Raw genomic sequence first — 24,071 nt, forward strand, 5'->3', positions numbered from 1 at the left:
TCCGAAGTGTGTTGTCGAGGAGAGGGTCAGAACTGCGGCGGCTGCGGGCGCAGTTTGACGTAGCTCCCGGCGTCGACGCGCATCTGCATACCGCTCACGTAACGTGATGCGTCGGACAGGAGGAACAGCACCATTTCCGAAATGTCCTCGGGTTCGACGAACGGGACATTCATGGGGCTCATCGTGGCGAAGCCCGGTTCCGCGTCCTCACGCTTCGGGTGTTCGAGGTCGGGACGGAACTGCCGGTACATGATCTCGCTGTGCAACATGTTGGTGTTGCAGTTCGTCGGATGCACTGCATTGGCTCTGATCCCCTTGGGTCCCAATACGACAGCGAGATCGTTGATGAATGAGGCGACCATCCGCTTGGCCAGCCCGTAACCTGCCCCACCGGTGCCATACGCAGGGTTCTCGCCGGTGGCGGTCATCATTGCCGCCAAGCTGCCGGTGGCGACGATCGAGCCACCTTCGCTGACGTGCGGAAGTGCCGCCTCGATGGCGTTGACGACACCGTTGAAGTCCACCGCGAATGCATCGATGAATGCCTGCGGATCATCTGAGCCGAGTGGACAGATTCCTGCATTGGCCACCACGCCGTCGAGCCTGCCGAACTCCGCGATTCCCTGCTCCACTGCCTTCCGGAGCGCCTGCCGATCACGAACGTCGGCGATCGTACTGATCATGCGTCCGCCCGCGGCTTCGACCAGTCGTACCGTCTCCGCGAGATCCTCGGGAGTCGCCATGGCGTAGTCGTTGGTCTTGACGTCCTCGCAGATATCGACGCCGATGATATTCGCACCTTCGTGTGCGAGCCGAACGGCGTGCGAACGGCCCTGACCGCGGGCGGCTCCGGTGATGAAGACAACTTTGTCTTGTACACGTCCCATGAGGTGTCCTTTATCGAGGGGGTGAGAGGTGAGGTTGAAGCAGTGAGATCGGCGGCCTGTCACGGCTGCGCGATGACCGCCCCGGCCGGATCCAGCGAGTGCAGCTCCATCGGACCGAGCCGGGTGGCAGCCACCAAATCGTCGATGTCGAGGTCGAGGTCGGCTGCAGCGGCGTGTGCCGCTGCAACATCTTTGGCAAGAAAATGTGGGAGGTGCTTTGCAAACTCGGCCGCCGGAATCGGCGCCGCAGCCAGGTAACCTGCCGCGGCGCTTCCTCCGCTGGTGGTGGCAAGGACCCCGAGGAAATCGTCTTCATCGATTCCCAGGGACGTCGCCGCGTCGATTGCGGTGAGAGTCAGTTGGGTGCACGCGGCGAAAAGCACGTTGTTGAGCAGCTTCACCGACAACGCACTGCCGAGCGGGCCTGTACGCAGAATACGGTCGGCGTAATCCCCGACGACCTGCGCGGCGACAGAGACATGGTCGTCGTCCCCACCGAGCATCACGGTGAGCTCCCCGCGCCTGATTCCCTCCGCGGTACCGCTGAATGATGCATCCACGACACCAACGCCCCCTGCAGTAGTAGAGACACCCAGGGACCTAATGAATTTCGGACTTCCAGTGGTGTGCGAGACGAACACGGCACCGGGCCGAAGTTGCTCGACGACCGGTACACATACTTCCCTGATCTGGTCATCGTCGAACAGGCACGCGGCGAGGACATCGACGTCGGCCAGTTCGCTCGGATGGTTGACCATCGTAGCGCCGGCCGCAGCGAGCCGATCGCGAACTTCCGGTCGGCGGGCGAGCACCGAGACGCGACGCCCGGCCCTCAGTAGTCGCTCGACCATCGGCTCACCGATCTGGCCGGTGCCGATGAATCCGATGAGTCTGTCGTTCATTGGTTCTCTCCGTGGGTGTGCGAGGTGGTCGGCAAGTCATGCTCACTACGGCTAGGGTCACGAGGTCCAGATGCCTGAGAATCGAACATTCTGAATTACCTTGTGTAGTGGTGTCTTCTGAGCGCGCATAACTCGCCATGCTGGATGCGCAGATCTCTTCGGTGCGAGCGCTGCTTCCTCATCCCGGCGCGTTTTCGAGAGAAGGTTCTAGCTCAGTACTTTGCGGGGATCAGTGACTCGACGTCTTCACCGGTCATCAGCTTCTTCGGCAACGAGATGTCGAAGTAATCGGTCCAGCGGATGATCTTGCCATCGCGAAGGACGAATGTACCCATCACCGGCACTCCCTTCACACCCGAAGGAGTGCCGATCAGGTCAAGGCGTTCCGTCATGACAACGTCGCCATCGCCGACGATGTTGATCGTCTCATAAGCGTACGAGTCCGGAAACATACCGAACTGTCCCGCAAGATTGGTGACGATATCATCGACACCGAACGATGCCGGCATACCGACGTTCTGATATACCGCGTCATCCGCCAGAAAGGAGCGGAGCTTCTCCGCATCTCTGGTCTCCATGAGATCGCAGAATTCACGGACCAGTCGAACGGCTTCACTCATGACTTTCTCCTTCATCGGATTGGAACCTACATCCAGGGTGAATGTAGGCATCACTGATCACATCCCGGACCGTTCAACGGTTCATTCGATACCAAACACACTGAACACCAATCGGATACAGATACCAGTTTCGAACGCCACCTATCGATGCGGTGCCATCATTTACGCTGAGGCATTGTTGCGACATCAGGATGGTCATGTCCGAGCTTCCCGTACCTGCGCGCGCCCCCAAGCTTTCCGAGTACGTCGAACAACTCGGTTTGCCGAATGGTTGCGGCCTCTTGATCGGGCGAAAGATCCGCTTCGTGCAGGATCGCTTCGTGCGGGCACGCAGGCTCGCACGCTCCACAATCGATACACTCCAACGGGTTGACGTACAACTGACGCTCGCCCTCGTAGATACAGTCCACCGGGCATTCGCGCACGCACGACCGATCCATCAGGTCGATGCACGCTTCGGTGATGACGTAGGGCATGACCCCGCCTTTCGATCTAGACAGATATCGACACGTGCGACCGGTCCGGATACCGCGAGAGCGCTGGCGTCCGACCGGCCGCAACAAGTTCATCCCAGCGGGCGATCTTCACCCTCTCGCGTCCGGATGCGGCACCGAGTTCTTCCTCGGCCTTACGAATGCCAGCCCACGAATCCTTGTCCAGAACGCAGATCCCCCGTTGAGCCAGCACGTCATCCACTGCGGGCCCGGCTATCTCAATATGACTTGGAAGTCTGTCTGCGATAATGGCTTCAACTGTGTCCGCGGCGTCTCCGCGGTTGGTTCCGAGAGTCCCCGACGGCCCCCGCTTCGCCCATCCGACAGCGTACTCACCGGGACTGTCGCTGCCGTTCCGTTGCACACGGTGGTCGCGATGGGGAATCGTGCCGGTGGATTCGTCGTACGGTACGCCGGGTAACGGTCGCGATCGATAGCCGATCGCGCGAACCACGAGGTCGGCAGCGAGCGACTGCGCCGTCGACTCCAAGTGGACCGCACGGACAGTTGTCTCCCCCACCACTCGGGTGGGGCGGCTGGCGAAGTGAAAGTGCAACCGCCGGGGCGCTCCGGTAGCGCCGAGACGGGCCCAACTTCGCAGTACACCGAGATTCCGGCGGGTGACGGCGCTGATACCGTCCGGGTCAGCCTCCGGAACCTGTCGACCATCGACCAGCACATCGACTCCGGGCAACTCATTGAATTCGCGGAGTTCCTTGGTCGTGAACTTGGCGTGCTCGGGGCCGCGGCGCGCCACAAGGTGCACATCGGTCACTGCACTGGTCTCCAGGGCATTCATCACGCCTGTGGGGATGTCGGTGCCATGCAGACTTTCCGGACGCTTGAGCAGAATTCGTGCGACGTCGAGGGCAACGTTGCCGGCCCCGATCACCACCGCGGTACGCACCCGCGACAGGTCGCAGGATTCGGCTTCGGGATGGGCGTTGTACCACTTGACGAACTCGGTCGCCGAGATACTTCCAGGTAGGTCTTCCCCACCGATGCCCAGCCGCCTGTCCGTATCGGCTCCGGTGGCATAGACAACCGCGTCATACCAGTCCCGCAGCTCGCCAACGGTGAGATCGCGGCCGATCTCGACGTTGCAGTAGAGCTTCACCGCCGGTCGATCCAGGATCTCCTGAAAGGTCGTCGCCGAAGACTTGATCGTCGGATGGTCCGGCGCCACCCCATACCGGAGGAGCCCGAACGGAACCGGAAGACGCTCGAAAAGATCGACTGTGGCATCATTTTCGCTGCCGAACGTCAGTTGGTCCGCTGTGTAGAGTCCCGCAGGTCCGGCTCCCACGACCGCGATGCGCAGTCGCGCACGTCCTGTAGTCATCCTTGTTTCCACGCGTGTGTTATTCGACGGTGATCGCACGCTCTGGGCAAGCAGCAACCGCTGCTCGCACCGCCCCCGGAAGTTCATCGAACCCCTGCGTGACGGGCAGTGCGTAGCCCGAGTCGTCGAGATCGAACACATCCGGGGCAGCGTCGAAACAGCGGGCGTGGCCGGAGCACTTATGGGTGTCGACATTGATCTTCATCGCGTTCCTTTCATGGGGCTGAAGCAGCATGAAGAGCGAAATCTGTGGAGTGACGAATCCGATTCGAGACTTTGCCACGCAATTGTCGCAAACCATGAGACTCGATGCGGCAATAGTAGCAAGTGAAAGCTTCAATGTCGAGACTTGGATCACATCTTTATACAAGTTGGGTTCTTAAGACAGAAAAGCCCAGTACAGGGCCCATAGGGGACACGATAGAGTTGCTCTATGGCCTCCCTGCTCCAGCACTCCAGCGAAGATGACAGTGTGCGCGCAAGGCTGGTGCGGGCCGCCGACGAGGAGATGCGCACGCAGGGCACAGTCTCCGTCTCGATGGCCTCGGTCGCAGAGCGCGCCGGAGTCTCACGAGCCACGGCATTTCGACAGCTCGGCGGCTCCTCGGAGATGATCGTTCAGGTGGGCCTGCTTCGCTCCCGCCAGCACATCGCTCGGGTGCGGGAAATCATGGAGACTCAGCGCAACATCTTCGCGAAGATGGAAGACGCCATGGTGTACACCACTCGCGAACTCCCACGAGACCCGGTGATCGTCGCCCTGATGGCCCAGCGCGCGGCCTCCGTTCGCCATCAGGACATCCACTCGGTCACCTCGGAACTCAACGCTCCGGTCCTTGCTGCAGGTCAAGCGGCTGGCCTGGTCCGCACTGACATAGCGATCGCCGAGATGACCGATTTCATCATCGAGCAGACGTACCTGGCCGCCGAGTACCCGGACCGGTCAGAGAAGGCAGCCCGGCACCGGTTCCGGACGTTCGTCGCCCCAGCCCTCCGCCCGCAACCGATCCCGCCTTCTTCGGTGAATACGAAGACACCAGGCCGGGAACTGGACGAAGCCCTGACGGCCGCCGCCGACGCGATCGTGGCCGCCGGCGACGCAGCAGCCCGACTGCGGACGCGCCTCGCAGCGGGTCAGAGCCGCACCGACTGACCGGGCCTCGCTCTACAGCCGTCCCGGTCTCCGGAGGTCCGGCGAAACCCACTCCGGGGCACGGCGTTCCGAGAATGCCTGCCAACCCTCCACGAATTCGGGCCCACGGATACTTGCGGCCATCCCGATCCGGTCATACAGGCCCATATGTGCGTCGAGCACGCGCTTGGTCTGCAGCCGCGCGTCAGGGGCCGTCGTCGCACACTGGCGCAGCACCTCCGTCGCAGTGTCGAGTAGCTCCTCATCTGGAACGACACGTGCGATCAGTCCCCAATCAACGGCCTCGCGTGCAGTGAGAGTCCGACCCGTGAACATCAGATCTCGGGTTCGGATCGGTCCTACGATTCGTGGGAGCATCTGGGCGTAGTACAGATCGGCAATACCCCGGAACAGTTCCGGAACCCGGAATGTCGCACTCTCTGCAGCAACGGCCACGTCCGAGCACAACGCGATCATGAATCCACCGCCCTGGCAGATTCCGTTGACTGCGCACACCACCGGCTTGACGCTCTGCCGAAGGGTGTCGAAGGGTAGGGCGTCGCCACCCAGCACGGAGAAGTCCATCCAGCTGTCGGGTGTCCGGCGACCGAGGTCCCCGCCGGGAATGAACACGTCGCCGGTCCCGGTAATGAGCAGGCCGTCCAGCTCGGTCTCGGAGTCGACGCGCTTGGAGGCATAGCGGATTCCGAAGTACATCGCATTCGTGAGGGCGTTGCGCGCCTCGGGCCTATCCACCACGAGGTGGGCAAACGATCCGTCCCGGGAGAACCGCAGATAGGGAGAACCCAACCAGTCTCCCTGAGGAGCGGTGGGCACTGATGCAGCGGGCAGATCTGTCATGGATTTCCTTGGGCCGGCACGCAGAGGGCGCGGGATACCCCTCGCGCGAATGAATTTCGGACTTTACGGATCAGATCTTTCAGGTTACCGTGACCCGCAACACATAGTATGACTAGTGAACCTCTCCCTCGATGAGGGAGTTCCGGGCGCCCGGATGCCGGCATTCTCGTTCACATCACCCGATCCGTGTCGCATGGCTTCGGCGACATCCTCGACAGGAGAACCTCGTGGGAAAACTGGATGGCAAAGTTGCCTTCATCACCGGCGCTGCGCGCGGCCAGGGCCGAGCTCACGCTGTTCGTCTCGCGGCCGAGGGCGCCGACATCGTGGCTCTCGACCTGTGCGCGCCACTGCCCGATGTCTCCTACGATTCCGCTCTACCGCAAGACCTGAAGGAGACCGCCCGTCTTGTCGAAGCACAGGGGCGTCGAATTCGTGTCTCCGAATGCGACGTCCGCGATCTGGGCTCGATGCAGGTCTTCGTCGATGCAGCCGTAGCGGACTTCGGACGGCTGGACATCGTCGTCGCCAACGCCGGTATCTGTTCACCCGCCCCATGGAAAGAAGTAACACCCGAGATGTTCGCCAACACGTTGGACATCAACGTGACCGGCACATGGAACACAGTGATGGCCGCGGCACCACACGTGGCCGACTCGGGAGGCGGTTCGATCGTGCTCATCAGCTCGGCTGCCGGCCTGAAGGTCCAGCCGTTCATGGTGCATTACACGACCAGCAAATTCGCGGTGCGGGGAATGGCCAAGGCGTTCGCGGCCGAGATGGCCAAGGACAAGATCCGTGTCAACAGTGTTCACCCCACAGGCGTGAACACGCCGATGGGAACAGGCGACATCAAGACGCTGATCGGACGGAGTGTGGAAGCCAACCCGCGTCTGGGCGCCATGTTCACCAACCTGCTTCCGGTTGACTCCACCGAACCCGAGGATGTCGCCGACGCCGTGCTCTTCCTCGCCTCCGACGAGAGCAAATTCGTCACCGCACACGAGTTTGCCGTGGACGCAGGCGTAACCCAGTTCTGACCCTGACCATGTCCTCGCAGCCGAAGGAACAACGATGACCACGACCGAACCGACGAGCAAGTGCCCCGTTCACAACTTCAATCCCCTCGAGGAACTGCCCGCGGGCGAGAAAATCGCGACATACGACCGACTTCGAGATGAAGCGCCTGTCATCTGGAACGAGTTCGCGACCGGCTACTACGTCGTCACCCGGCACGAGGAGATGCTGGCGGTTCTCCAGAATCCCGACACGTTCTCGAACCGAGCGGTCACCGTGTTCGACCCGAATCCCACTTACAAGTGGATCCCCGAGATGCTGGACGGTGATGAGCACCTTCAGTGGCGTCGACAACTCGGTCCGCGCTTCTCGCCGAAGGCCGTCGCACAGATGGAGGACAAGGTTCGCCGCCGGGCCGTTGAACTCGTGGAAGGGATCCTCGCCAAAGGCACCGGATCGTGCGACTTCATGAACGAATTCGCCTTCCAGTACCCGACTTCGATCTTTCTCGACCTGATGGGACTTCCGATCGACGACCTCCCCCAATTCATGGAGTGGGAACACGAGATCCTCCACGTCGCGGGCTCGGGCGAGGAGGCATCCCGTCGTCGCGGCATCGCGATGGCCTCGGTGATCGAGTATTTCAGCGGGGTCATCGAGGCGCGGCGCGAATCTCCCGGCGAAGATCTCATCAGTGCGGCGTTGACCTTCGAGGTCGACGGGACGCCTGTGTCGGACGAAGACATGCAGAACTTCTGTCTTCTCATGTTCATGGCCGGCTTGGACACCGTTTCGGCGACCTTGGGTCTGAGCTTCATGCACCTCGCGTCGCATCCGGAAGACCGCACGCGGATCGTCGAGGATCCTTCGCTGATTCCTGCGGCGATCGAGGAGTTCATCCGCGCTTACGCGATCGTCATCCCGGCCCGGAAGGCAGCCGTAGATACGGAGATCGGCGGGTGTCCTGTCAAAGCAGGCTCCATGGTCGCTGTCCCGCTCAACGCCGCTACACGGGACGACGCTGTGTTCGAGGATGCGAAAACCGTCGAGATCACCCGCACGCCGAACAACCACATCGGCTTCGGTGCCGGTCCTCACCGCTGCCTCGGCTCACACCTGGCCCGGCGTGAGCTGAAGATCGCACTCGAGGAATGGCACAAGCGTATTCCGGTATACCGGCTCGATCCCGATTCGGCGCCCACCGAATCGGGTGGCCAACTCGGACCGAACAAAGACATCACCCTTCTCTGGGACAACTGATGACACAGTCATGGTGGCGACCTCGACACACTTTCTCCGAAGGCGCCATCCGAGAGCCTGCACGGCATGCGGCATACCCATACCCGCAATCACAATTCGGTCCATGAGCCCGTCGGGCTCTCGCGAACCCCCGACCGGCCGACCCGGACGATCCCCAGGAGCCACCAACATGAAAATACGACTTCGGAAGCGATCGCTCGCGGCGGTTACCATCGCGCTGAGCCTTGCCCTCACGGCATGTGGGGGTGGTACCTCCGACAGTGGCGACACCGACGAGCCGGACGTCACTACTGCCGACCCCGACGGACACCTACGCGTGGGCTATGTCATTCCACCGTCACCGCTGGATCCGCACCGTGTGCAATCCGATGTTGGCGCCTATTCCTACCTGACTCCTGTGTACGACAGGTTGACCCAGCTGAAGTCCGACGGTGAGAATGCCAGCCTGGAGCCGATGATCGCCACTGATTGGGAATTCGCCCCGGACGGAATGTCGATCACCTTCGCTCTACGCGACGACGTTACTTTCGTCGACGGCCAAAGTCTGGACGCGGAGGCTGTTGTAGCCAATTTCAAGCGCGCGATCGGACCAGGATCCACGGTGTCGGGGTACCTGTCCATGGTCGAATCGGTGGAAGCTGTCGATCCACAGCATGTCCGGATCAACACCAACCGTCCCGCTGCAGACCTTCCCTACGTCCTCTCCGGCGCTGCCGGCTCCCTGGTCTCCCCGGCTGCACTCGACAATCCAGACCTCGATGTCGCACCAGTGGGCTCAGGGCCGTATGTCGCGACATCGGTGAAGCTCGGCGATGCCGTCACCTACGAGCGACGAGACAATTACTGGGACAAGGACGCTCAACTCGCAAAAACGATCACCATCCAGGGAATGACAGACGACAACGCGCGATTGAACGCACTCAAGTCCGGGCAGCTCGACATTTCCTACACGATGGTCACCGGCTACGACCAGGCCAGCCGGCTCGGTACCGGTTACCAATTCGTCTCCTACCCGGTCGCCAACACATACTCGATCTATCTCAACACCTCACGTCCTGGAATCGACAACGAAAAAGTACGTCAAGCACTGAACTTTGCCGTCGATCGCGAAGGGATCAGCAAGTCCCTCACTTCCGGTCAGTGCGTCCCTGCCACACAGCTCTTCGGTGAAGGCCAGCCTGGTCATCTTGCTGAACCACCGATCGAGTACTCCTACGATCCCGACCGCGCGCGCCAACTCCTCGCCGAGTCCGGCATCGGGAATCCATCGTTCCGGATAGCCGTACCGAACGGACTCACACTTCAGGAAGGTATCGCCTCGGCCGTGCAGGCGCAGTTCAGAGAAGTCGGCGTCGAGGTCGAATTCCACCAAGGCGACTCTGTAGCTTCAGTTGTGGACTACGCATCGGGTCAGTATGACGGATTCATCCAGCCCCGAGTCGGCCAGGCAACGCCCACCATGGCGCTCGCTCGCAATTACCTCAACCCGAGGAGCTTCCCGGGCACGCCGCCAACCGAGTTCATCGACGCTGTCGAGCGCTCTTACGATCCAACCCTGAGCGACGAGGAGCGCGCACAGGTGGTCGGTCAAGCGACGTCGATCGTCACTGCGGATGCGTTCGACGTGTTCATCTACGCCGTCCCGGGCCAGTTCGCAGCCACCGACAAGGTGATCGGCCTCGACACGATGGGAATCTCCCACTTCCAGAGCATCTTCGACGTTCGCTACCTGGGCATCGCCAAATGAGACCCGGGTAATGCCTGCGCTGATGTGCATCGAGTGACCACCGATCTAGAAAAACGTAAGGATCACAGTGCACGACAGGATTTCTCTGAGTTGTCTCAACTTCCCCACGTTCACCCTCCCGGAGACACTGAATGCACTGGCCGAACTGGGGGTGAAGAGGACGACTGTCCCGGGAACGCTGCTGGCAAACCACGGTTGGGTAAGGGCATTACAACTTATCGATGACTCGGACATATCCGCCGCAGCGTTGATCGCACCGTTCCCCAAATCGCTGGGGGACAGGGGCACGTGGACAGACATGAGGCAGGAATTCTGCACCACAATCGACGCTGCCGCCGAACTGAAGGCGACCGCGGTGTACTCGGTGACCGGCCCTCTCATCGAGCAGCGCGACACATCGGTTGCTGCATTCGTCGACTTCATCGAGCCCATCGTCGATTATGCCCAGCACAAGGGCATCCACATGTCACTCGAACCGACCTTGCCCAGCTTCGCATGGGTGTCATTCGCGACCTCCATTGCCGAGGCCCAAGATCTGATGAACGCCACAAACCTTCGGATGTGTCTGGATCTCTTTCACGCCTGGCAAGATCCCCGGCTGGACTCATTTCTTTCCGAGGACAACGACCGGATCTCACTTGTTCAGGTGGGCGACGGCATCTTCCGAGACGGCAGCCAGGTCAAAGCGAATCTTGGAGACGGAATAATTCCGCTCACCTCGTTGATCAGCAAGGTCGAAAATGCCGGATACAAGGGCGTGTACGACATCGAGGTCACTCCGAGCAAAGATTACTATCCAGAAGGTCTGATTCCTGCGGCGCGACGAGCAGTCGAACGGCTCGACCGACTGCTTTCGAGCCTGCCGACCTAGAAACTCGTGGACACCAAGATCCTGCTTCCCGGGATGCTTGATCGCGGTCACGGGACAATAGTGAACATCACCTCCAGCGCAGCAACAATGTCGCCGTCCGCTGCTGCAGGGAAGGGCGGATGGGCGCACGCGTATGCGGTGGGCAAGGCATCCGGTCACTGGCTGGTCCCGACGCTTCACGTCGAGTTCGCAGACTGCGGGACCAGAGCTTTCAACGTGGAGCCGGGTTTTGTCGCCACGGAACGCAACATGGTCATTTCCGAGGACATGGGGCACGACATCTCAAGGCGGCGTCACCGGACGTCGTCGCAGCGGCCGTGGCTTGGATCATCATGTCACCGGGTGCTGATTCCTATACGGGTACTACTCTGGAAGCGCAACGACTGGCTGCAGTAATGGAGTGACCTGCACGGCATGCTTCTTCCTGGACACCAATGGTCGGGCCACGCAGCGCGAGTCGATCAAGCGTGAGTCTCTGTCTCACCGTCGGCGTCGGGGCCGCCGTGAGCACGGTCAACGCGTCTCGGTGTCTGAGAATCGGAAAGGCGTGCAGGGCTTGAGGTGCCGCACCCGGGTTTTCTCCGGCGAGAGCCGCAGACCCGTAGATGCCACGACCTCGTCGACCTGTTCGCGCACCGCACTGGTGTTGTCCTCGGTCCCATGAACGAGGACGGCGAAGTTGTCGGAGCCGCGGACCAGTCGCCACGTCGGTGACCCCTTGCGGCGACGATATGCCCGATTGCCCTCCATCAAGGCGACGTGCTCGATCCGATCGAAGCACGCCTCGATGCCCCGCATCGGAAACGGCCGAAACAATCTATCCTTCAGGAAGACCCGTAGCGCAACCGAAGGTGCGCCAGAACTGATATTCAGATGTCGCTGACGGCATCGAACGTGACCGGGACCGCGGTCATCGTCGGCATGTGATTGATCGTTTGGACGTTCGTATCGCACGTCAACAGTGCTGCGACGTTGCTACCGTGGTCGTGGGGATCGGCATCCGAATCCAACGATCCGTAACAATGCGTCATAGACACGATGCCCCGCCGCACCGTCTCGTCCGGAACCGCGACAGCCTGGATTGAACCGTGACGAGACCGGATGATTACTGCGTCGTCCTCAGAAATACCGCGTTGCCGAAGATCGGCGGGATGGACGAAGGCAGGGTTGAAGGTGCGACGCGCAAGCCCGGGTATACCCCGGCCCACGGAGTTCATCAGCTCACGTTCACGCCGGACCACAAGTCTCAGTGAGAACTCGTCGACGACGGCACCGGATCTGCTCAACGCTACTTCGAGTTCATGCGCAACCCCCTGTGGAAACAATTGGAGCCTGTTCTCGGCTGCATCGGGAGAGGGCGGCAACACGGTCGAGGATCGTGGTGGTGGGCGGAGTCCGCCGCCGGCAGCAACGACGTCGGCCAGAGGGACCCGACCACGTTCTGCAAGCATCGCGAGCAGTTCGTCGGAGGTTGGTGTCATGCCAGGGTCGAGGACGCGACCGGCGAACTTCACGTCGATGTGCATCTCCGTGGCGAGACGGAACCAGAACTGCCAGTCCTCGATTACTCCGGGTGGCGGATCCACCAGCGGCGGGGTGTACTGGGCGTACGGCGTGGTGAAAGACGCCTCCATCGCAGCAGTGTGATCGGCACGTTCGTACATTGTCGTGGGAGCGATGACATAGTCGGCGAGCTGTGCAGTCTCGGACATGTGTGTGTCGACACATACCAGAAGATCGAGAGATCGCAACGCCCGCAACGTTTTGTCTTTGTCCGGCAGAGCGCTCGCCGGGTTACCCCCGGAGACGAGAAGCGCGCGAACCTGGTCGACGCCCGGCTGTAGAATTTCGTCGGCCAGAATTCCCGAGGGCAGTTGTCCGTTGAGGGTGCCCACTCCGCCTACGCGGCTGTGAAATCCGGACTCCCAACTACGTCCGGGCGGGGCGACTTCCGCGCGCGGTGTGACTGAGCGTGACAGCGCAGACCGGTCTTCGACACTGTCGCCTTCGCGAGCGAATCGGCCGCAGACCGCGTTGAGGCACGCGGCAAGATGTTCCGCCACATTGGAATCCGGGCCCATACATACCCCGGTTCCGGTCGACACCATCCCACTCGATGCGCGGCCGAACATCCTTGCTGCAGTGACGAGGTCCGCGGAGGGGACGTCACACACCCGCTCGACGAGATCCGGTGTGACACCGGAGACCGCTTTCGCAAGCTCGTCGAGCCCGTCGACATAGCGGTCGCAGAACTCCCGATCGTGCAACTCCTCAGTGAGGATGACGTTCAAGATTCCCGCAAAAATGACGGCATCGAAGCCGGGACGCGTTTGAAGGTGTAGATCGGCTCTCGATGCCGTCTCGGTCCTCCGCGGATCAATGACGATCAACTCGAGTCCACGATCTCTGGCTGCCCTCAAGGACGCCGAGGGGTTCGCCATCAACGCTCCGTCACCATCGCCCCCGTTCACCGACACAAGCGGATTCGTGCCGGCGAGTATCCAGACGTCCGAGTCGTGGAACTTCTGTCGCCCGCCGAGATATTGCCCCATCCGCTCCCGAACAATCCATTTGGCCGACTGATCGATGGTCATGGTGGAGAACAACTTGTGTGAACCGAGCCCTCTGAACCACCCGCGGACCATCGGGCCGGTCAAGGTAGCGAAGTTGTGTTGGGTCCCCATGAACAGACCGATGGCATCGGGCCCGTTGCTGCCGATCACGTCGCCGAGGCGTTCCGCGATCTCCGCAGCCGCCTCGTAGGCAGGGACAGGCTCGAATTCGCCGTTGCGGTTTCGACGAAGCGATGTCGCGAGTCGTCCTGGGGCGTACATCAGGTCGCCGCCTTTACGTCCCTTAGCAGGAGTATCCACTCGAGACAGGATGGGTCCGGTCTCCGAGCACCTTCGATACACGGTTGTCGCGAACGTCCACCATCGTTCCGCACATCGCCTGGCACAAGCGGCAGAACGACTTTTTCAGAGCCATGAGATTCCTCCACAAGGTATATTCCGGATGGGCGCAACAATCTTCGTTCGTCGGCGCTGCGTCCGCACCGTGTGTGCGTGCGGTGACTGCGTCCAGCAACACCGCCCTTCCCCGTAGTCGGCGTCGGCGACGATCACCGGCGGTGTGATACATGTGCTCGATTACGGTTTGATGGAACGCGCCTGCCTGAAGAGGTCGATGGACCACACATCCTGATCCTCACCGTAGACAGTGCGACCTTCGATCTCGAATTCGAGCAATGTGTTGATGCATATGTTCGTAGCCCCCGGCAGGATCATCCGGCTACGGGCACGACCTGTGGCAGCGACTTCGGTGCCACTCTCGTCCACAACGGAGATCTCGAGAGTTTCCACCCATGAATGTATGTTGTTGCGCACCAACTTCCGGTCCCCCGCTACCACACTGGTGACCTCCTCGCCGCGGCGGAGGTACCCCGAGTGGATATCGTCGCTGGTGGCGGTCGGGGCCGAGTATGTCAGCAAACTGCACTCCCGATCGCCCAGCCACGTGTATCCCACCCGCCCGTATCCCCGTTCGGTCCGCGCGCCCCACGAACGGTCGCGCATCGCATAGCAATCGACCGCGATGCGCTCACCGTCGAGCAGTACGTGTCCGGTGACGTGACCGATCTGGTCGTAGTGCGACGCCGCAGGATACGGTGGCGTTCCGTGACGGAGCGGCACCGGCTGTTCGAGCCCACGGAAAGTCAAGTCGACGTCGATGCGTTTCCGATCGTCGTAGCGAAGGCCGTAGACCATGCCCGAATCGATCACTTCAATCGTCGCGCCCGTTGGGATCGACAATACGTTGCCTTCTACCGTGGGCAGCTTCAGCGCGGAGAAATTCTCGTAGAAGGGCAGCTGCCAAGGCTCGACGCCCGTGTCGTCCCACATCCACATTCCGCCGTGCGTTATGCCGGCGTTCTGCCTGACACCCGTGTAGATCCACGCCCCGATATTGCGCTCCGGAACGAAGAACGAGAACCAGAAGGTCTCGTTCTCGTAGAAACTCCCCGACACGGGATGAAGGTAGTCGTCGGTGTCTGTGAACGGTGATTCCAGCGAGGTCACTGTGGTGCCTTTCGGGTTGTAACGCCACTCGACTCGAGAGCGGTGTCTTGCGCGGACCCGTTCCGATTCAGATCCGATGGCATGGCCTGTTCCACGAGAACCTCTTTCCCGATTGCTTCGATCGCATCGATGCACTGCTCGACGTCGTTGTCGGGAGTGGTCATGACCAATTGGTCGATACCAAGATTCGCGAGCTCACCGATTCGCTGTCGGAGTTGATCTCTGTGCGGTGCCGCGATGTCGGAGCTCCTCGCGGACTGCAGCTGCACAGTCACTTCACTGCGAGTTCTCCCTGCACTCCCGATCAAGCCCTCCAGGTCTTCGATTGCACTACGCATCTCTTGGTCGGTATCCATGGACACCGTTCCCGTCGTTCGAACTCCGGCAGAACCCAACTGAACGGGACTCCAACCGTTGCCGAGCGCTGCTGCACGGCGTCGGGCTCGCCGCCCATTTCCTCCGATCCAGAGCGGTGGATGCGGGAGTTGGACCGGACCGGGTTCGATAGCCACTCCGCGAGCAGCGAATCGTTTCCCTTCGTAACGGAATTCCGGATCGGTGAATACTCGGCTCAGGATCTCGAGAGCTTCGTCGAAGTCTGCTCCGCGAGAGTCGTAGTCGACGCCGAGAGCCGAGAACTCCGAACGCAGGTAACCCGGTCCGGCAACCACGTCGATCCTGCCGTCCGACAACCGGTCGACAGTGGCAATCTGCCTGGCGGCCAACAGCGGATTCCGGTACGGCAACACGAGCAGGTGGGTCATGAGTCGGATTCGCGTGGTCACCGCTGCACAGAACGCCAGTGCGGTCAGGGGATCAAAGCTGGCGTGGCCGCCACTTTCCAGCCATTTACGAGAGGGTGCAGGATGATCCGTCATTGCGACAGCGGTGAACCCGGCGAGCTCGGCGGCCTGCACGACTCGTGCCACCGTCTCCGGCTGGGCAAAGCGTGGGTCCGAACCAGAGTTCCCGAGGGGGTACTGCAGCGTGAATTGCATCGGTCCTAGAACCTTTCGGGTTCGTGGACCTCGATGAGCACAGCACCACCCTGGCCACCACCCGCACACATGGCCGCAACACCGATACCGCCGCCGCGACGACGCAACTCGTGGACCAGAGTGGTGAGCATACGAGCCCCGGACGCTGAGATGGGGTGCCCGAGGCTGCAACCGCTGCCGCTGGTGTTGACGAGGTCCTCGTCGATCCCAAGGGTGCGGCACGCCGCGATCGGCACGGAGGCGAAGGCCTCGTTGATCTCCCACAGGTCCACACCGGACACGGCCAGACCCGCACGATCGAGAACCTTGGGGATGACCTCGACCGCCGCCATTCCATTGCGCCGGGGTTCGACGGCGACGTTGGCCCACGCCCTCACGGTCGCGAGTCGAGTGAGGCCTTCGGCTGCGGCCAGGTCGTCGGCGACCAAGGTCAGTGCCGCCGCGGCGTCGTTGACGCCACTCGAATTGCCGGCGGTGACGGAGAAACCGTCGATCTCCGGATGGAGTACCCGCAGTGCCGCAAGCTTGTCGAGTGTGGAACCGCGCCGGGGGTGTTCGTCGACCGCGAAGACGAGGGACGAGCCGTCTTTTTGGAGTGCTTTGATAGGGACGATCTCGTCGTCGAACAGTCCTGCGTCGATCGCGGCGACAGCGCGTTCATGCGAGCGAAGTGCCCACGCATCCATGTCTTCGCGTGTGAGTCCGGCCTCCTGGGCGGTGTTCCATCCAACGGTGATGGTCATGTCGCGGTTGGGGGCCTCGGGGCTGTCCGGATGTGCGGGACTCATCCAGTTGTCGATCCACTCGTCGGCGGTGCCGGGAACGCGATGCTGCTGCCTGGGATTGAGCGAGGACGAATGAACTCCACCCGCGACGACGGCACGGTCCATGCCGGACCGGATCGACCCGCCCGCATTCTGCACTGCAGTGAGACTGCCCGCGCAGTGCCGATTGACCGACTGGCCGGGAGCATGCACCAGGCCGGCTTCGACCGCCGCGTAGCGGGCGACGTCACCGCCTCCGTAGTTGGACTCGGCGAGTATGACGTCGTCGATTATCCCGGGTGCCAGTCCGGAACGTGCGACAGCTTCCGTGATGACGAGTTGGGCCATCTCGGCGGGTGTTGTTTCGGTGAGTGAGCCCTTGAAGGAGGTGCCGATCGGCGTGCGGACGGCACTGACGATTACTGCTTCAGTCATATTTCCTCCTGAGTATCCATGTGGCGAAGACACCGGCCTACTAACACCACAAGATAGACGACTTAGTTATATATGCCAATGGGATATCGAGCTCCAGATCGTGCGACACGAGTCTCCGTTGATCCAAGATCACGACCGCGGGGCAGGACGATTGCCCTGCCCCGCGAAATCGACTATTCGGTCACGGCAAGTCCGCGGGGAACCCACGCGAGCGGGCTCGTTGTGCCCGCGTAATCACTGTCCGCACTGAACCCTTGCACCCTCTTGTTGACTATCCACTGGTCGTCGATCCACACTATCGGGGCCGCGATGGCCTGCTCCACGAGATAGCGATTCACATCCCGGTACCGCGCAGCGCGCTCGGCGTCGTCGAGGCGATTGTCTGCGGCCTCGGCGAGCATCAGCGTGAACTCTTCCGGCATCCCCGTGGGCTGGAATCTCGGTCCCCACCGAGTGGCGGCGCCGGCGCTGAACTCCGTACCGGTCTGGGCAAAGGTCAGCATCGAGGCATTGCGTCCTTCCATCCACTGTGAGCCGATCGTCTGCGGGTCGACGACGATCGGCCGAATCCGGATCCCCACCTCTGCGAGTTGCTCCGCGACGACGTCGGACGTGCCCGGGACGATAGCCTGCGAGATCAGCATGTCACCCAGATCGATACCGTCGGGGTGGCCGGCCTCGGCAAGCAGGGACTTCGCCTTCTCGGGGTCGTAGTCGTATGTGCCCGCCAACTCCGGGTCGTACCCAGCGAAGCCCTCGCGGGCGTACTGCTCCGTGACTTCGGAGCCGGGCATCAGTGCTTCGACGAGCGTCTGCCGGTCGATCGCGTGGTTGATCGCCTGTCGCACTTCGAGATTGCCGAGTGGCTCGATATCGGGGTTGAACACGAGTTGCACTCCGGTACCGGTAGGCACCTGAACTACTTCGAGGTGGTCCTGCCCTGCAACCTCGTTGCCGTAACTCTGGTAGTTGCCGAGGTCCACCTGCTCGCTGATCACGGCGTTGACGTAGGCCTGCTTGTCGCCGATGGCTTCGAAGGTCACGGACTCGACTTGCGCGGCATCGGGATCCCAGTAATCGTCGTTGTCCCGAACGAGTTCGAGACGCTCGCGCGGTGTGAACGACGCGACGCTGTAGGCGCCCGACCCGTTCGCCTCGGTGGCGGGGTCTCCGTTTGCGATCAGGTCAGGGTGCATGATGAATCCGGCGCACTCGGCCAGCACGTACGGGATCGTCGGCGTCGGGCTGTCGAGGGTCAGCCTGACCTCGTACGGCGCTGTGACGTCCACGGCGGTCACGGGTGCCATGCGTTTGGACACGACCGGAGTGTCAAGTGTGCGTGCGCGATCCAAGCTGGCCTTGACTGCGGCGGCATCGAGGGGCGTGCCGTCACGGAAGGCGACATCCTCGCGCAGAACGAGATTCAATGCGAGTCCGTCGTCGCTGTACGACCAATCGGTCACCAGACGCCCCTTGGGATTGCCCTGAGCGTCGATGGCGAACAGCTGGTCGTACACCATCGGCATCGTACTGAGAAGCCACACAATCTCGGATGTTGTGGCGTGAGGGTCCAGGCTCGGGGTGCCTGCCACGTTGGCCACATGGATCACACCGTTCGGATCCACCACACCGGAATTATCCTCGGTCGGCTTCGAACATCCGACGAGTAGAAGCGATGCGGTACACACGATCACCGCAGCTTTCGTCCAGTAGTATCTTTTCACCCATGCGCTCCTTTGAGGGACATTGCCGAACGAGCCCGGCTCGAATCTGAGCCGGGCTCGATGCCGAAGGGTCAGGCGATCCCGATACCCTTGGTGAAGAGGAACTCCTCGATGCCCGCCTTGCCGCCTTCCTTCCCGAGGCCGCTGAGTCCGAGGCCTCCGAACGGCCGGTTCACGGGGAGGTTGGACGCACCGTTGATCAACACCTCACCGGTGACCAACTCTTCCGCCACCCGCAGACCACGCTTGAGATCCTTGGTGTGCACGTAACCCGACAGACCGTACCGAGTGCTGTTGGCGATCTCGATCGCGTGCGCCTCATCACGGAACGGAATGATCGAAAGAACCGGCCCGAACACCTCGTTCTGCGCCAGATCCGACTGCGGGTCGACGTCGGCGAACACCGTCGGCTGCAGGAAGAACCCGCCCGCGAGTTCACCGCCGAGCCCTGCCGGCTCACCGCCCGTGACCAGCCGTGCGCCGTCCTCCTTCGCCTTCGCGATCACACCCTGGATCCGCTCGAACGCAGCCTGGTTGACCACCGGACCGGCGAAGGTCCCCTCCGCGAACGGATCACCGACCACGATCTGCTCGGCGATGGCCTTGACGGTGGCCACGACCTGCTCGTAGATCGACTCCTGCACAAGCATACGAGTGGGGAACGCACACCCCTGCCCGGACATCGCACCGACCGACATGACCGTGCCGAACCCGCACGCGGCCTCCAGGTCCGCATCCTCGAACACGATGTTGGCGGACTTGCCACCGAGTTCGAGCACCGCCGGCTTCATCGTCGGCGCGCACGCCGCAAGGATCTTCGACGCCGTGGCCGGCCCCCCGGTGAACGAAACCTTCTTGACCTGCGGGTGTTCGACAAGCGCCGCACCGGACGCGGCATCGCCGGGCAGAATGTTGATCACACCGGGCGGAAAGCCCGCTTCGACAACGAGAGCAGCGAACAGTTCCCCCGAGAACGGCGTCAGCTCGGACGGCTTGACCACCACGGTATTGCCTGCGGCCACCGCGGGAGGAATCTTCATTGCCAGAGAAATCAGCGGCCCGTTCCAGGTGATGATGATGCCCACCACCCCGTAGGGCTGACGCAGGGTGTAGCCGAATTCGCCGTCGGCGGTCAGCGTCGACGTCACCTCGGCGGTGATCTTGTCGGCCCATCCGGCGTAGTACCGCGTCCACGCGATCGACTTCCCCACGAGGTTCGTAGCGGTTCCCAATGCGGTGCCATTGTCCATCACCCCCAGCCGGCCGAACTCTTCGGCGTTGGCCTCGATCAGATCTGCCAGTCGATTCAACAGCCGAGCCCGCTCCGCCGGAGCGGTGCGTCTCCACGATTCGAATGCCTCCGCAGCTGCGGCCACCGCGCGATCGACCTCGGCCGGGCCCGCCATCGGAATGGCCTTGTCTACCTTGCCCGTAACCGGGTTGACGTGATCGAACGTGCCGGCCGATCCCGCTGCCAATCGTTCGGCGCCGATGTGCAAGTGAACGTCGGGGCGGGTCAGATCCGTTACTGCAGTGGTCACAATCGCTCCTGTTGTCGTGTTCGGAATTCGGGTGCGGTACTAGCGGATGGTGAAGCCGGCGTCGAGTGGCAGCGCAACCCCGGTCACGAACTTGGCCTCGTCGGACACGAGCCATGCGACGGAGTTGGCGATATCTTCGGACTGCAGGATCGGGATCGGCAGTGCGTTCTGCATGCTTGCCATCCCCGAGCTTTCGCCCGCGGCGGCAGCGGCGAACAACTTTTCCATCGTTTCGTTCATCGTCATGCCGGACACAACCCCGGTGGGGTGGATGGTGTTCACGCGAATCCACTCGGGCGCGTACTGATTCGCGAGTGACTGCATCAGCCCGACCAGACCCCGCTTTGCCGCGGTGTAGGCCTGGGCTCCGGCCCTATCGGATGCGGTGCCCTTCAGTCCGGCGCTCGAACTCGTGAGGACGATCGACCCGCCCCGTCCGCCTTCGCGCAGGAGAGGCAACGCGGCCTCGACCGTGTTCCATGCACCGGTGAGATTGGTATCGATGATGTCACGCCACAGGGTTTCGCGTTCCTCGTCGGCGCACGGCGTCAGGCGAACGATGCCGGCGTTGGCGATGACGATGTCCACACGGCCGAATTCCGCGGCGCCTTCTCGGAACGCCGCGGCCAGCCCGGCACGATCCCGCACATCGGCGACTCGACCGACCATTCGACGGCCCTCGGCTTCGACAAGCCGGATCGTCTCGTAGAGATCGTCGCGTGAGGCGTTGGGATAGTCCATCGAGTCGATGTCCTTGCAGATGTCGACACCGATGATGTCGGCGCCGAGCGAGGCCAGCTTGACAGCGTGCGCGCGTCCCTGCCCACGGGCGACGCCGGTGATGAATGCGACTCTGCCTTCGAGATCGGTCAAGAGAATCCTTTCGGAGGGGGAAGCGCCCGGCAGACCGTGCGCGCAAAGTGGTACGAGGGTCACGTCGCACCTCGACAAAGACGCAGAGGATCACCTAGATGAAGATGTTAGGCACGTCACAGAGTATTACGGACGCTTGAAGTCCGCAAGGGCGTTGCTCCCACCACTGCGCAAAATGTAAGGATCGAGGGATATAGTTCGACATCCGGAATGAGGAGCAATGCCCGACGAGCAGCAAAGACCAACCGGGCGTCCGCGCGACCCCGACGTCAGCGAACGTCTCATTGCTGCCGCGCTCGAGGAGTACGCCCGAACCGGCTGGGCCTCGTTCACGATGCAGGGAGTCGCGCGTCGCGCCGGCGTCGGCAAATCTGCGCTCTACCGTCGCTGGGCAACGAAGGAGCAATTGCTCATTGCCAGCGTCGAATCGGTCGCCTTACCGCTCGCCACTACAACCGATTCCGGTAACCTTCGCGACGATCTCACAGAGGTCGCAACCCGGAACCTCCGTCACTTCCTCGACCCCACCGGGTGGGCAACCCTGCGTATCACGGTCGACTTCACCGCTGCCCCCACGATGCTCGGCCCGTTCCAGGAGCGAATTACCGCGGCGAGCCGAGCCGGCATCACCACCGTCTTCACGCGGGCCATCAACCGTGGCGAAATCGCATCCGATGTGCCTGTTCGCCCTCTCGCGCAAGCACTCGTAGGTTCCATCCTGGTGCACGTTCTCTCGATGTCTCTGGACGAACGCGACGACGCACGACAAGACACAGCAGCACACGTCGAACCTCTCGTCGATGTGATCATGAGGGCAGCAACCCCGCACCCCTCGCCTTGACCGGATCGACGACGACGATTCCGGACCTCGGAGTACACAGCAGAAGGTCCTGCAAATACGGACTTTGACAGTTACGCGCGTCACATCTAGGTTAATACCACCGTATTATTCAATGCAGTGGCTATCCAGAGGGCATCCGTCGATGAAACCCAGCGTTCCTCCACTTTCCCCGCCCAATCCCAGCTCCGACATGCCGACACGTGAGCGTCTCATCATCTCGGGCGAATACCTCATCGCCGTGCACGGTCTCGACGGGATGTCACTGCAGGAGGTATGCGGACTCGCCGGCACATCGAACCGATCGGCGGTGCAGTATCACTTCGGCGACAGAGAAGGACTCGTTCGCTCGATTCTCGAGTATCGTCTGCCCCAGATCAATTCCCGTCGCGATGAGTTGCTCGTCGAAGCCGGGCACGATCTGTACGCTTTGGTTTCCGCACTGATGCTTCCGCTCGCGGAGGACGTCGAGTACGGCGATAGCCACTACGTCGGGTTTCTCCGAAAGATCACGATGGCCGGCCTGGTGCAGGAGCAGTATTACGATCTCGACCCGCGCATCAATGGCTCTGCACTCGAATGCCTCGAACGGATCGGCACAATCCTCGTCCCGCTGCCCGTTGCGGTGGTCCAGCAACGACTACGAACGTTTCTCACGAGCTTTCCTGCAGTGCTCGAGCAGCGTAGCGCCGAACTGCTCCGAGGAACGGCAGTGTCGTTCGAGTTTTTCATTTCAGACCTGCTCGATTCCCTGGTCCACATGCTGTCGGCACCGGTCTCCGACCGCACCCGACGCCACCTTCCCCACTAGCGACTCCCCGACCCTCGCCCCGGCCGTCACATACGCGCCAGGGCTGAACTAAGGAATTCGACAATGGCCATACAACTGTCTCTTCGTCCACTGTCCGGAGCAATCGGCGCGGAGATCACCAACCCACCGGACTTCACGACGCTGACAGCCGACGACGCCACAGCATTCGAGCACGCTCTTGCCGCACACGGCGTACTCGTGATGCATACGGACTCACTCGATCCGGCACAGCACCGCGCATTCGCGTCGATCTTCGGCGAGTTCAACACCCCCGGACTGATCGCTTCGCTGGCAGACGATGGCTACCCGGAGATCGGAGTGATCTCCACCGACAACGGACTGGCCGCCTACTCGCACGAATGGCACGCAGATGTCACGTGAATGGAGGAGCCGGTCCGGTTCTCCACCTTGCACATGCAGGTATCTCCTCCGCATGGCGGGGACACCATGTGGTCCAGCCAGGTCGCGGCGTACGACGCACTATCGGACCGCATGAAGGCACACCTCGACGGGTTGACTGCGCATCACTCCGCCCACGTCAATCGTCCGGAATTGTGCGCACAACATCCCGTCGTCACCCGTCATCCGCTGACCGATCGCAGGTCCCTGTTCACGAACAATCTATTCACTCGCAGCATCGCCGACATGGATCCACTCGAGAGCAAGGCTCTGTTGGATTTCCTCGCGGCCCACTCGACGCGGCCGGAGTTCACCTGCCGTTGGCAATGGCGTGCAGGAGATCTCGCAATCTGGGACAACCATTACGTTCAGCACTACGCCGTGGGCGACTACACCGCCGACCGTAAGATTCACCGCATCGAAGTCCGTAAGGTAGCCCCGCTGGACGCCGTCGCCGAGTACACGCCGGCATGAGT

General features: G+C 61.8%; 24 protein-coding genes and 1 pseudogene. 9 read left to right on the plus strand and 16 right to left on the minus strand.

The features are described from left to right. Nucleotides 1-26: 26 nt before the first annotated feature. The 6 genes from ACZ46K_RS27935 to ACZ46K_RS27960 form a co-directional block, all read right to left on the minus strand. The gene (locus ACZ46K_RS27935) at nt 27-887 is read right to left on the minus strand and encodes a mycofactocin-coupled SDR family oxidoreductase (protein ID WP_054804834.1); all 861 of its coding nucleotides are present in this window, start codon (nt 885-887) and stop codon (nt 27-29) included. 59 nt (nt 888-946) lie between these two features. After that, nucleotides 947-1,789 (minus strand): NAD(P)-dependent oxidoreductase, encoded by an 843-nt coding sequence (locus ACZ46K_RS27940; protein WP_054804835.1) that lies wholly within the window; start codon nt 1,787-1,789, stop codon nt 947-949. Between the two features lie 212 nt (nt 1,790-2,001). After that, nucleotides 2,002-2,409 carry a limonene-1,2-epoxide hydrolase family protein gene (locus tag ACZ46K_RS27945; RefSeq protein WP_464745965.1) on the minus strand — a complete coding sequence of 136 codons (408 nt, stop codon included), beginning with the start codon at nt 2,407-2,409 and terminating at the stop codon, nt 2,002-2,004. 158 nt (nt 2,410-2,567) lie between these two features. Further along, the gene (gene fdxA / locus ACZ46K_RS27950; RefSeq protein ID WP_464745967.1) at nt 2,568-2,885 is read right to left on the minus strand and encodes a ferredoxin; all 318 of its coding nucleotides are present in this window, start codon (nt 2,883-2,885) and stop codon (nt 2,568-2,570) included. Between the two features lie 16 nt (nt 2,886-2,901). Then, nucleotides 2,902-4,245 carry an FAD-dependent oxidoreductase gene (locus ACZ46K_RS27955; protein WP_464745969.1) on the minus strand — a complete coding sequence of 448 codons (1,344 nt, stop codon included), beginning with the start codon at nt 4,243-4,245 and terminating at the stop codon, nt 2,902-2,904. Between the two features lie 19 nt (nt 4,246-4,264). Continuing rightward, nucleotides 4,265-4,450, minus strand: a complete 186-nt coding sequence (locus ACZ46K_RS27960; RefSeq protein WP_054804842.1) for a ferredoxin — start codon at nt 4,448-4,450, stop codon at nt 4,265-4,267. A gap of 228 nt (nt 4,451-4,678) precedes the next feature. On the opposite strand from ACZ46K_RS27960, the gene ACZ46K_RS27965 reads away from it, so the two are divergent. After that, nucleotides 4,679-5,398, plus strand: a complete 720-nt coding sequence (locus tag ACZ46K_RS27965; protein ID WP_464745971.1) for a TetR/AcrR family transcriptional regulator — start codon at nt 4,679-4,681, stop codon at nt 5,396-5,398. A gap of 12 nt (nt 5,399-5,410) precedes the next feature. On the opposite strand, the gene ACZ46K_RS27970 is transcribed toward ACZ46K_RS27965, so the two are convergent. Next, a complete protein-coding gene (locus tag ACZ46K_RS27970) occupies nt 5,411-6,238 on the minus strand; it encodes an enoyl-CoA hydratase/isomerase family protein (RefSeq protein ID WP_054805478.1) in 828 nt (275 codons plus the stop codon). Between the two features lie 227 nt (nt 6,239-6,465). Here ACZ46K_RS27970 and ACZ46K_RS27975 point away from each other — a divergent pair, with 227 nt between their 5' ends. From ACZ46K_RS27975 to ACZ46K_RS27995, 5 genes are all read left to right on the plus strand, one after another. Continuing rightward, a complete protein-coding gene (locus ACZ46K_RS27975; RefSeq protein ID WP_054809787.1) occupies nt 6,466-7,278 on the plus strand; it encodes a mycofactocin-coupled SDR family oxidoreductase in 813 nt (270 codons plus the stop codon). A 34-nt stretch (nt 7,279-7,312) separates the two neighbouring features. After that, nucleotides 7,313-8,515, plus strand: coding sequence for a cytochrome P450 (locus ACZ46K_RS27980; RefSeq protein ID WP_054805477.1), 1,203 nt, complete (start codon nt 7,313-7,315; stop codon nt 8,513-8,515). Between the two features lie 169 nt (nt 8,516-8,684). Beyond that, nucleotides 8,685-10,262 carry an ABC transporter substrate-binding protein gene (locus ACZ46K_RS27985; protein ID WP_464745973.1) on the plus strand — a complete coding sequence of 526 codons (1,578 nt, stop codon included), beginning with the start codon at nt 8,685-8,687 and terminating at the stop codon, nt 10,260-10,262. 67 nt (nt 10,263-10,329) lie between these two features. Beyond that, nucleotides 10,330-11,133, plus strand: a complete 804-nt coding sequence (locus ACZ46K_RS27990) for a sugar phosphate isomerase/epimerase family protein (protein WP_464745975.1) — start codon at nt 10,330-10,332, stop codon at nt 11,131-11,133. 6 nt (nt 11,134-11,139) lie between these two features. Beyond that, a complete protein-coding gene (locus ACZ46K_RS27995; RefSeq protein ID WP_054805473.1) occupies nt 11,140-11,529 on the plus strand; it encodes an SDR family NAD(P)-dependent oxidoreductase in 390 nt (129 codons plus the stop codon). A 117-nt stretch (nt 11,530-11,646) separates the two neighbouring features. Here the strand turns inward: ACZ46K_RS27995 and ACZ46K_RS28000 are convergent, their stop codons facing one another. The 9 genes from ACZ46K_RS28000 to ACZ46K_RS28040 form a co-directional block, all read right to left on the minus strand. Then, nucleotides 11,647-11,931, minus strand: coding sequence for an RNA-dependent RNA polymerase family protein (locus ACZ46K_RS28000; RefSeq protein WP_054805472.1), 285 nt, complete (start codon nt 11,929-11,931; stop codon nt 11,647-11,649). A 71-nt stretch (nt 11,932-12,002) separates the two neighbouring features. After that, the gene (locus ACZ46K_RS28005) at nt 12,003-14,006 is read right to left on the minus strand and encodes a molybdopterin-containing oxidoreductase family protein (RefSeq protein ID WP_464745977.1); all 2,004 of its coding nucleotides are present in this window, start codon (nt 14,004-14,006) and stop codon (nt 12,003-12,005) included. Further along, the gene (locus tag ACZ46K_RS28010) at nt 13,990-14,274 is read right to left on the minus strand and encodes a hypothetical protein (protein WP_464745979.1); all 285 of its coding nucleotides are present in this window, start codon (nt 14,272-14,274) and stop codon (nt 13,990-13,992) included. The genes ACZ46K_RS28005 and ACZ46K_RS28010 overlap by 17 nt, the downstream gene beginning before the upstream one ends. An 8-nt stretch (nt 14,275-14,282) precedes the next feature. Next, nucleotides 14,283-15,212: a DUF7065 domain-containing protein gene (locus ACZ46K_RS28015; RefSeq protein ID WP_464745981.1), complete on the minus strand. Its 930-nt coding sequence runs from the start codon at nt 15,210-15,212 to the stop codon at nt 14,283-14,285. After that, nucleotides 15,209-16,210: a TIGR03619 family F420-dependent LLM class oxidoreductase gene (locus tag ACZ46K_RS28020; protein ID WP_054805471.1), complete on the minus strand. Its 1,002-nt coding sequence runs from the start codon at nt 16,208-16,210 to the stop codon at nt 15,209-15,211. The genes ACZ46K_RS28015 and ACZ46K_RS28020 overlap by 4 nt, the downstream gene beginning before the upstream one ends. A 5-nt stretch (nt 16,211-16,215) precedes the next feature. Then, on the minus strand, nt 16,216-17,409 hold the full coding sequence (locus tag ACZ46K_RS28025; protein ID WP_464745983.1) for a thiolase family protein: 1,194 nt from the start codon (nt 17,407-17,409) through the stop codon (nt 16,216-16,218). A 173-nt stretch (nt 17,410-17,582) separates the two neighbouring features. After that, the gene (locus tag ACZ46K_RS28030) at nt 17,583-19,133 is read right to left on the minus strand and encodes an ABC transporter substrate-binding protein (protein ID WP_054805470.1); all 1,551 of its coding nucleotides are present in this window, start codon (nt 19,131-19,133) and stop codon (nt 17,583-17,585) included. A gap of 71 nt (nt 19,134-19,204) precedes the next feature. Next, complete coding sequence (locus tag ACZ46K_RS28035) at nt 19,205-20,674, minus strand: aldehyde dehydrogenase family protein (RefSeq protein ID WP_464745985.1); 1,470 nt, start codon at nt 20,672-20,674, stop codon at nt 19,205-19,207. Between the two features lie 39 nt (nt 20,675-20,713). After that, nucleotides 20,714-21,547, minus strand: coding sequence for a mycofactocin-coupled SDR family oxidoreductase (locus tag ACZ46K_RS28040; RefSeq protein ID WP_054805469.1), 834 nt, complete (start codon nt 21,545-21,547; stop codon nt 20,714-20,716). 220 nt (nt 21,548-21,767) lie between these two features. On the opposite strand from ACZ46K_RS28040, the gene ACZ46K_RS28045 reads away from it, so the two are divergent. From ACZ46K_RS28045 to ACZ46K_RS28055, 3 genes and pseudogenes are all read left to right on the plus strand, one after another. Next, nucleotides 21,768-22,388, plus strand: a complete 621-nt coding sequence (locus ACZ46K_RS28045) for a TetR/AcrR family transcriptional regulator (RefSeq protein WP_054805468.1) — start codon at nt 21,768-21,770, stop codon at nt 22,386-22,388. 190 nt (nt 22,389-22,578) lie between these two features. Then, the gene (locus ACZ46K_RS28050; protein ID WP_054805467.1) at nt 22,579-23,196 is read left to right on the plus strand and encodes a hypothetical protein; all 618 of its coding nucleotides are present in this window, start codon (nt 22,579-22,581) and stop codon (nt 23,194-23,196) included. Nucleotides 23,197-23,259: 63 nt separating this feature from the next. Beyond that, nucleotides 23,260-24,069, plus strand: a pseudogene (locus tag ACZ46K_RS28055) (TauD/TfdA dioxygenase family protein). Nucleotides 24,070-24,071 lie beyond the last annotated feature (2 nt).

Source organism: Rhodococcus sp. JCM 9793, assembly GCF_055380405.1.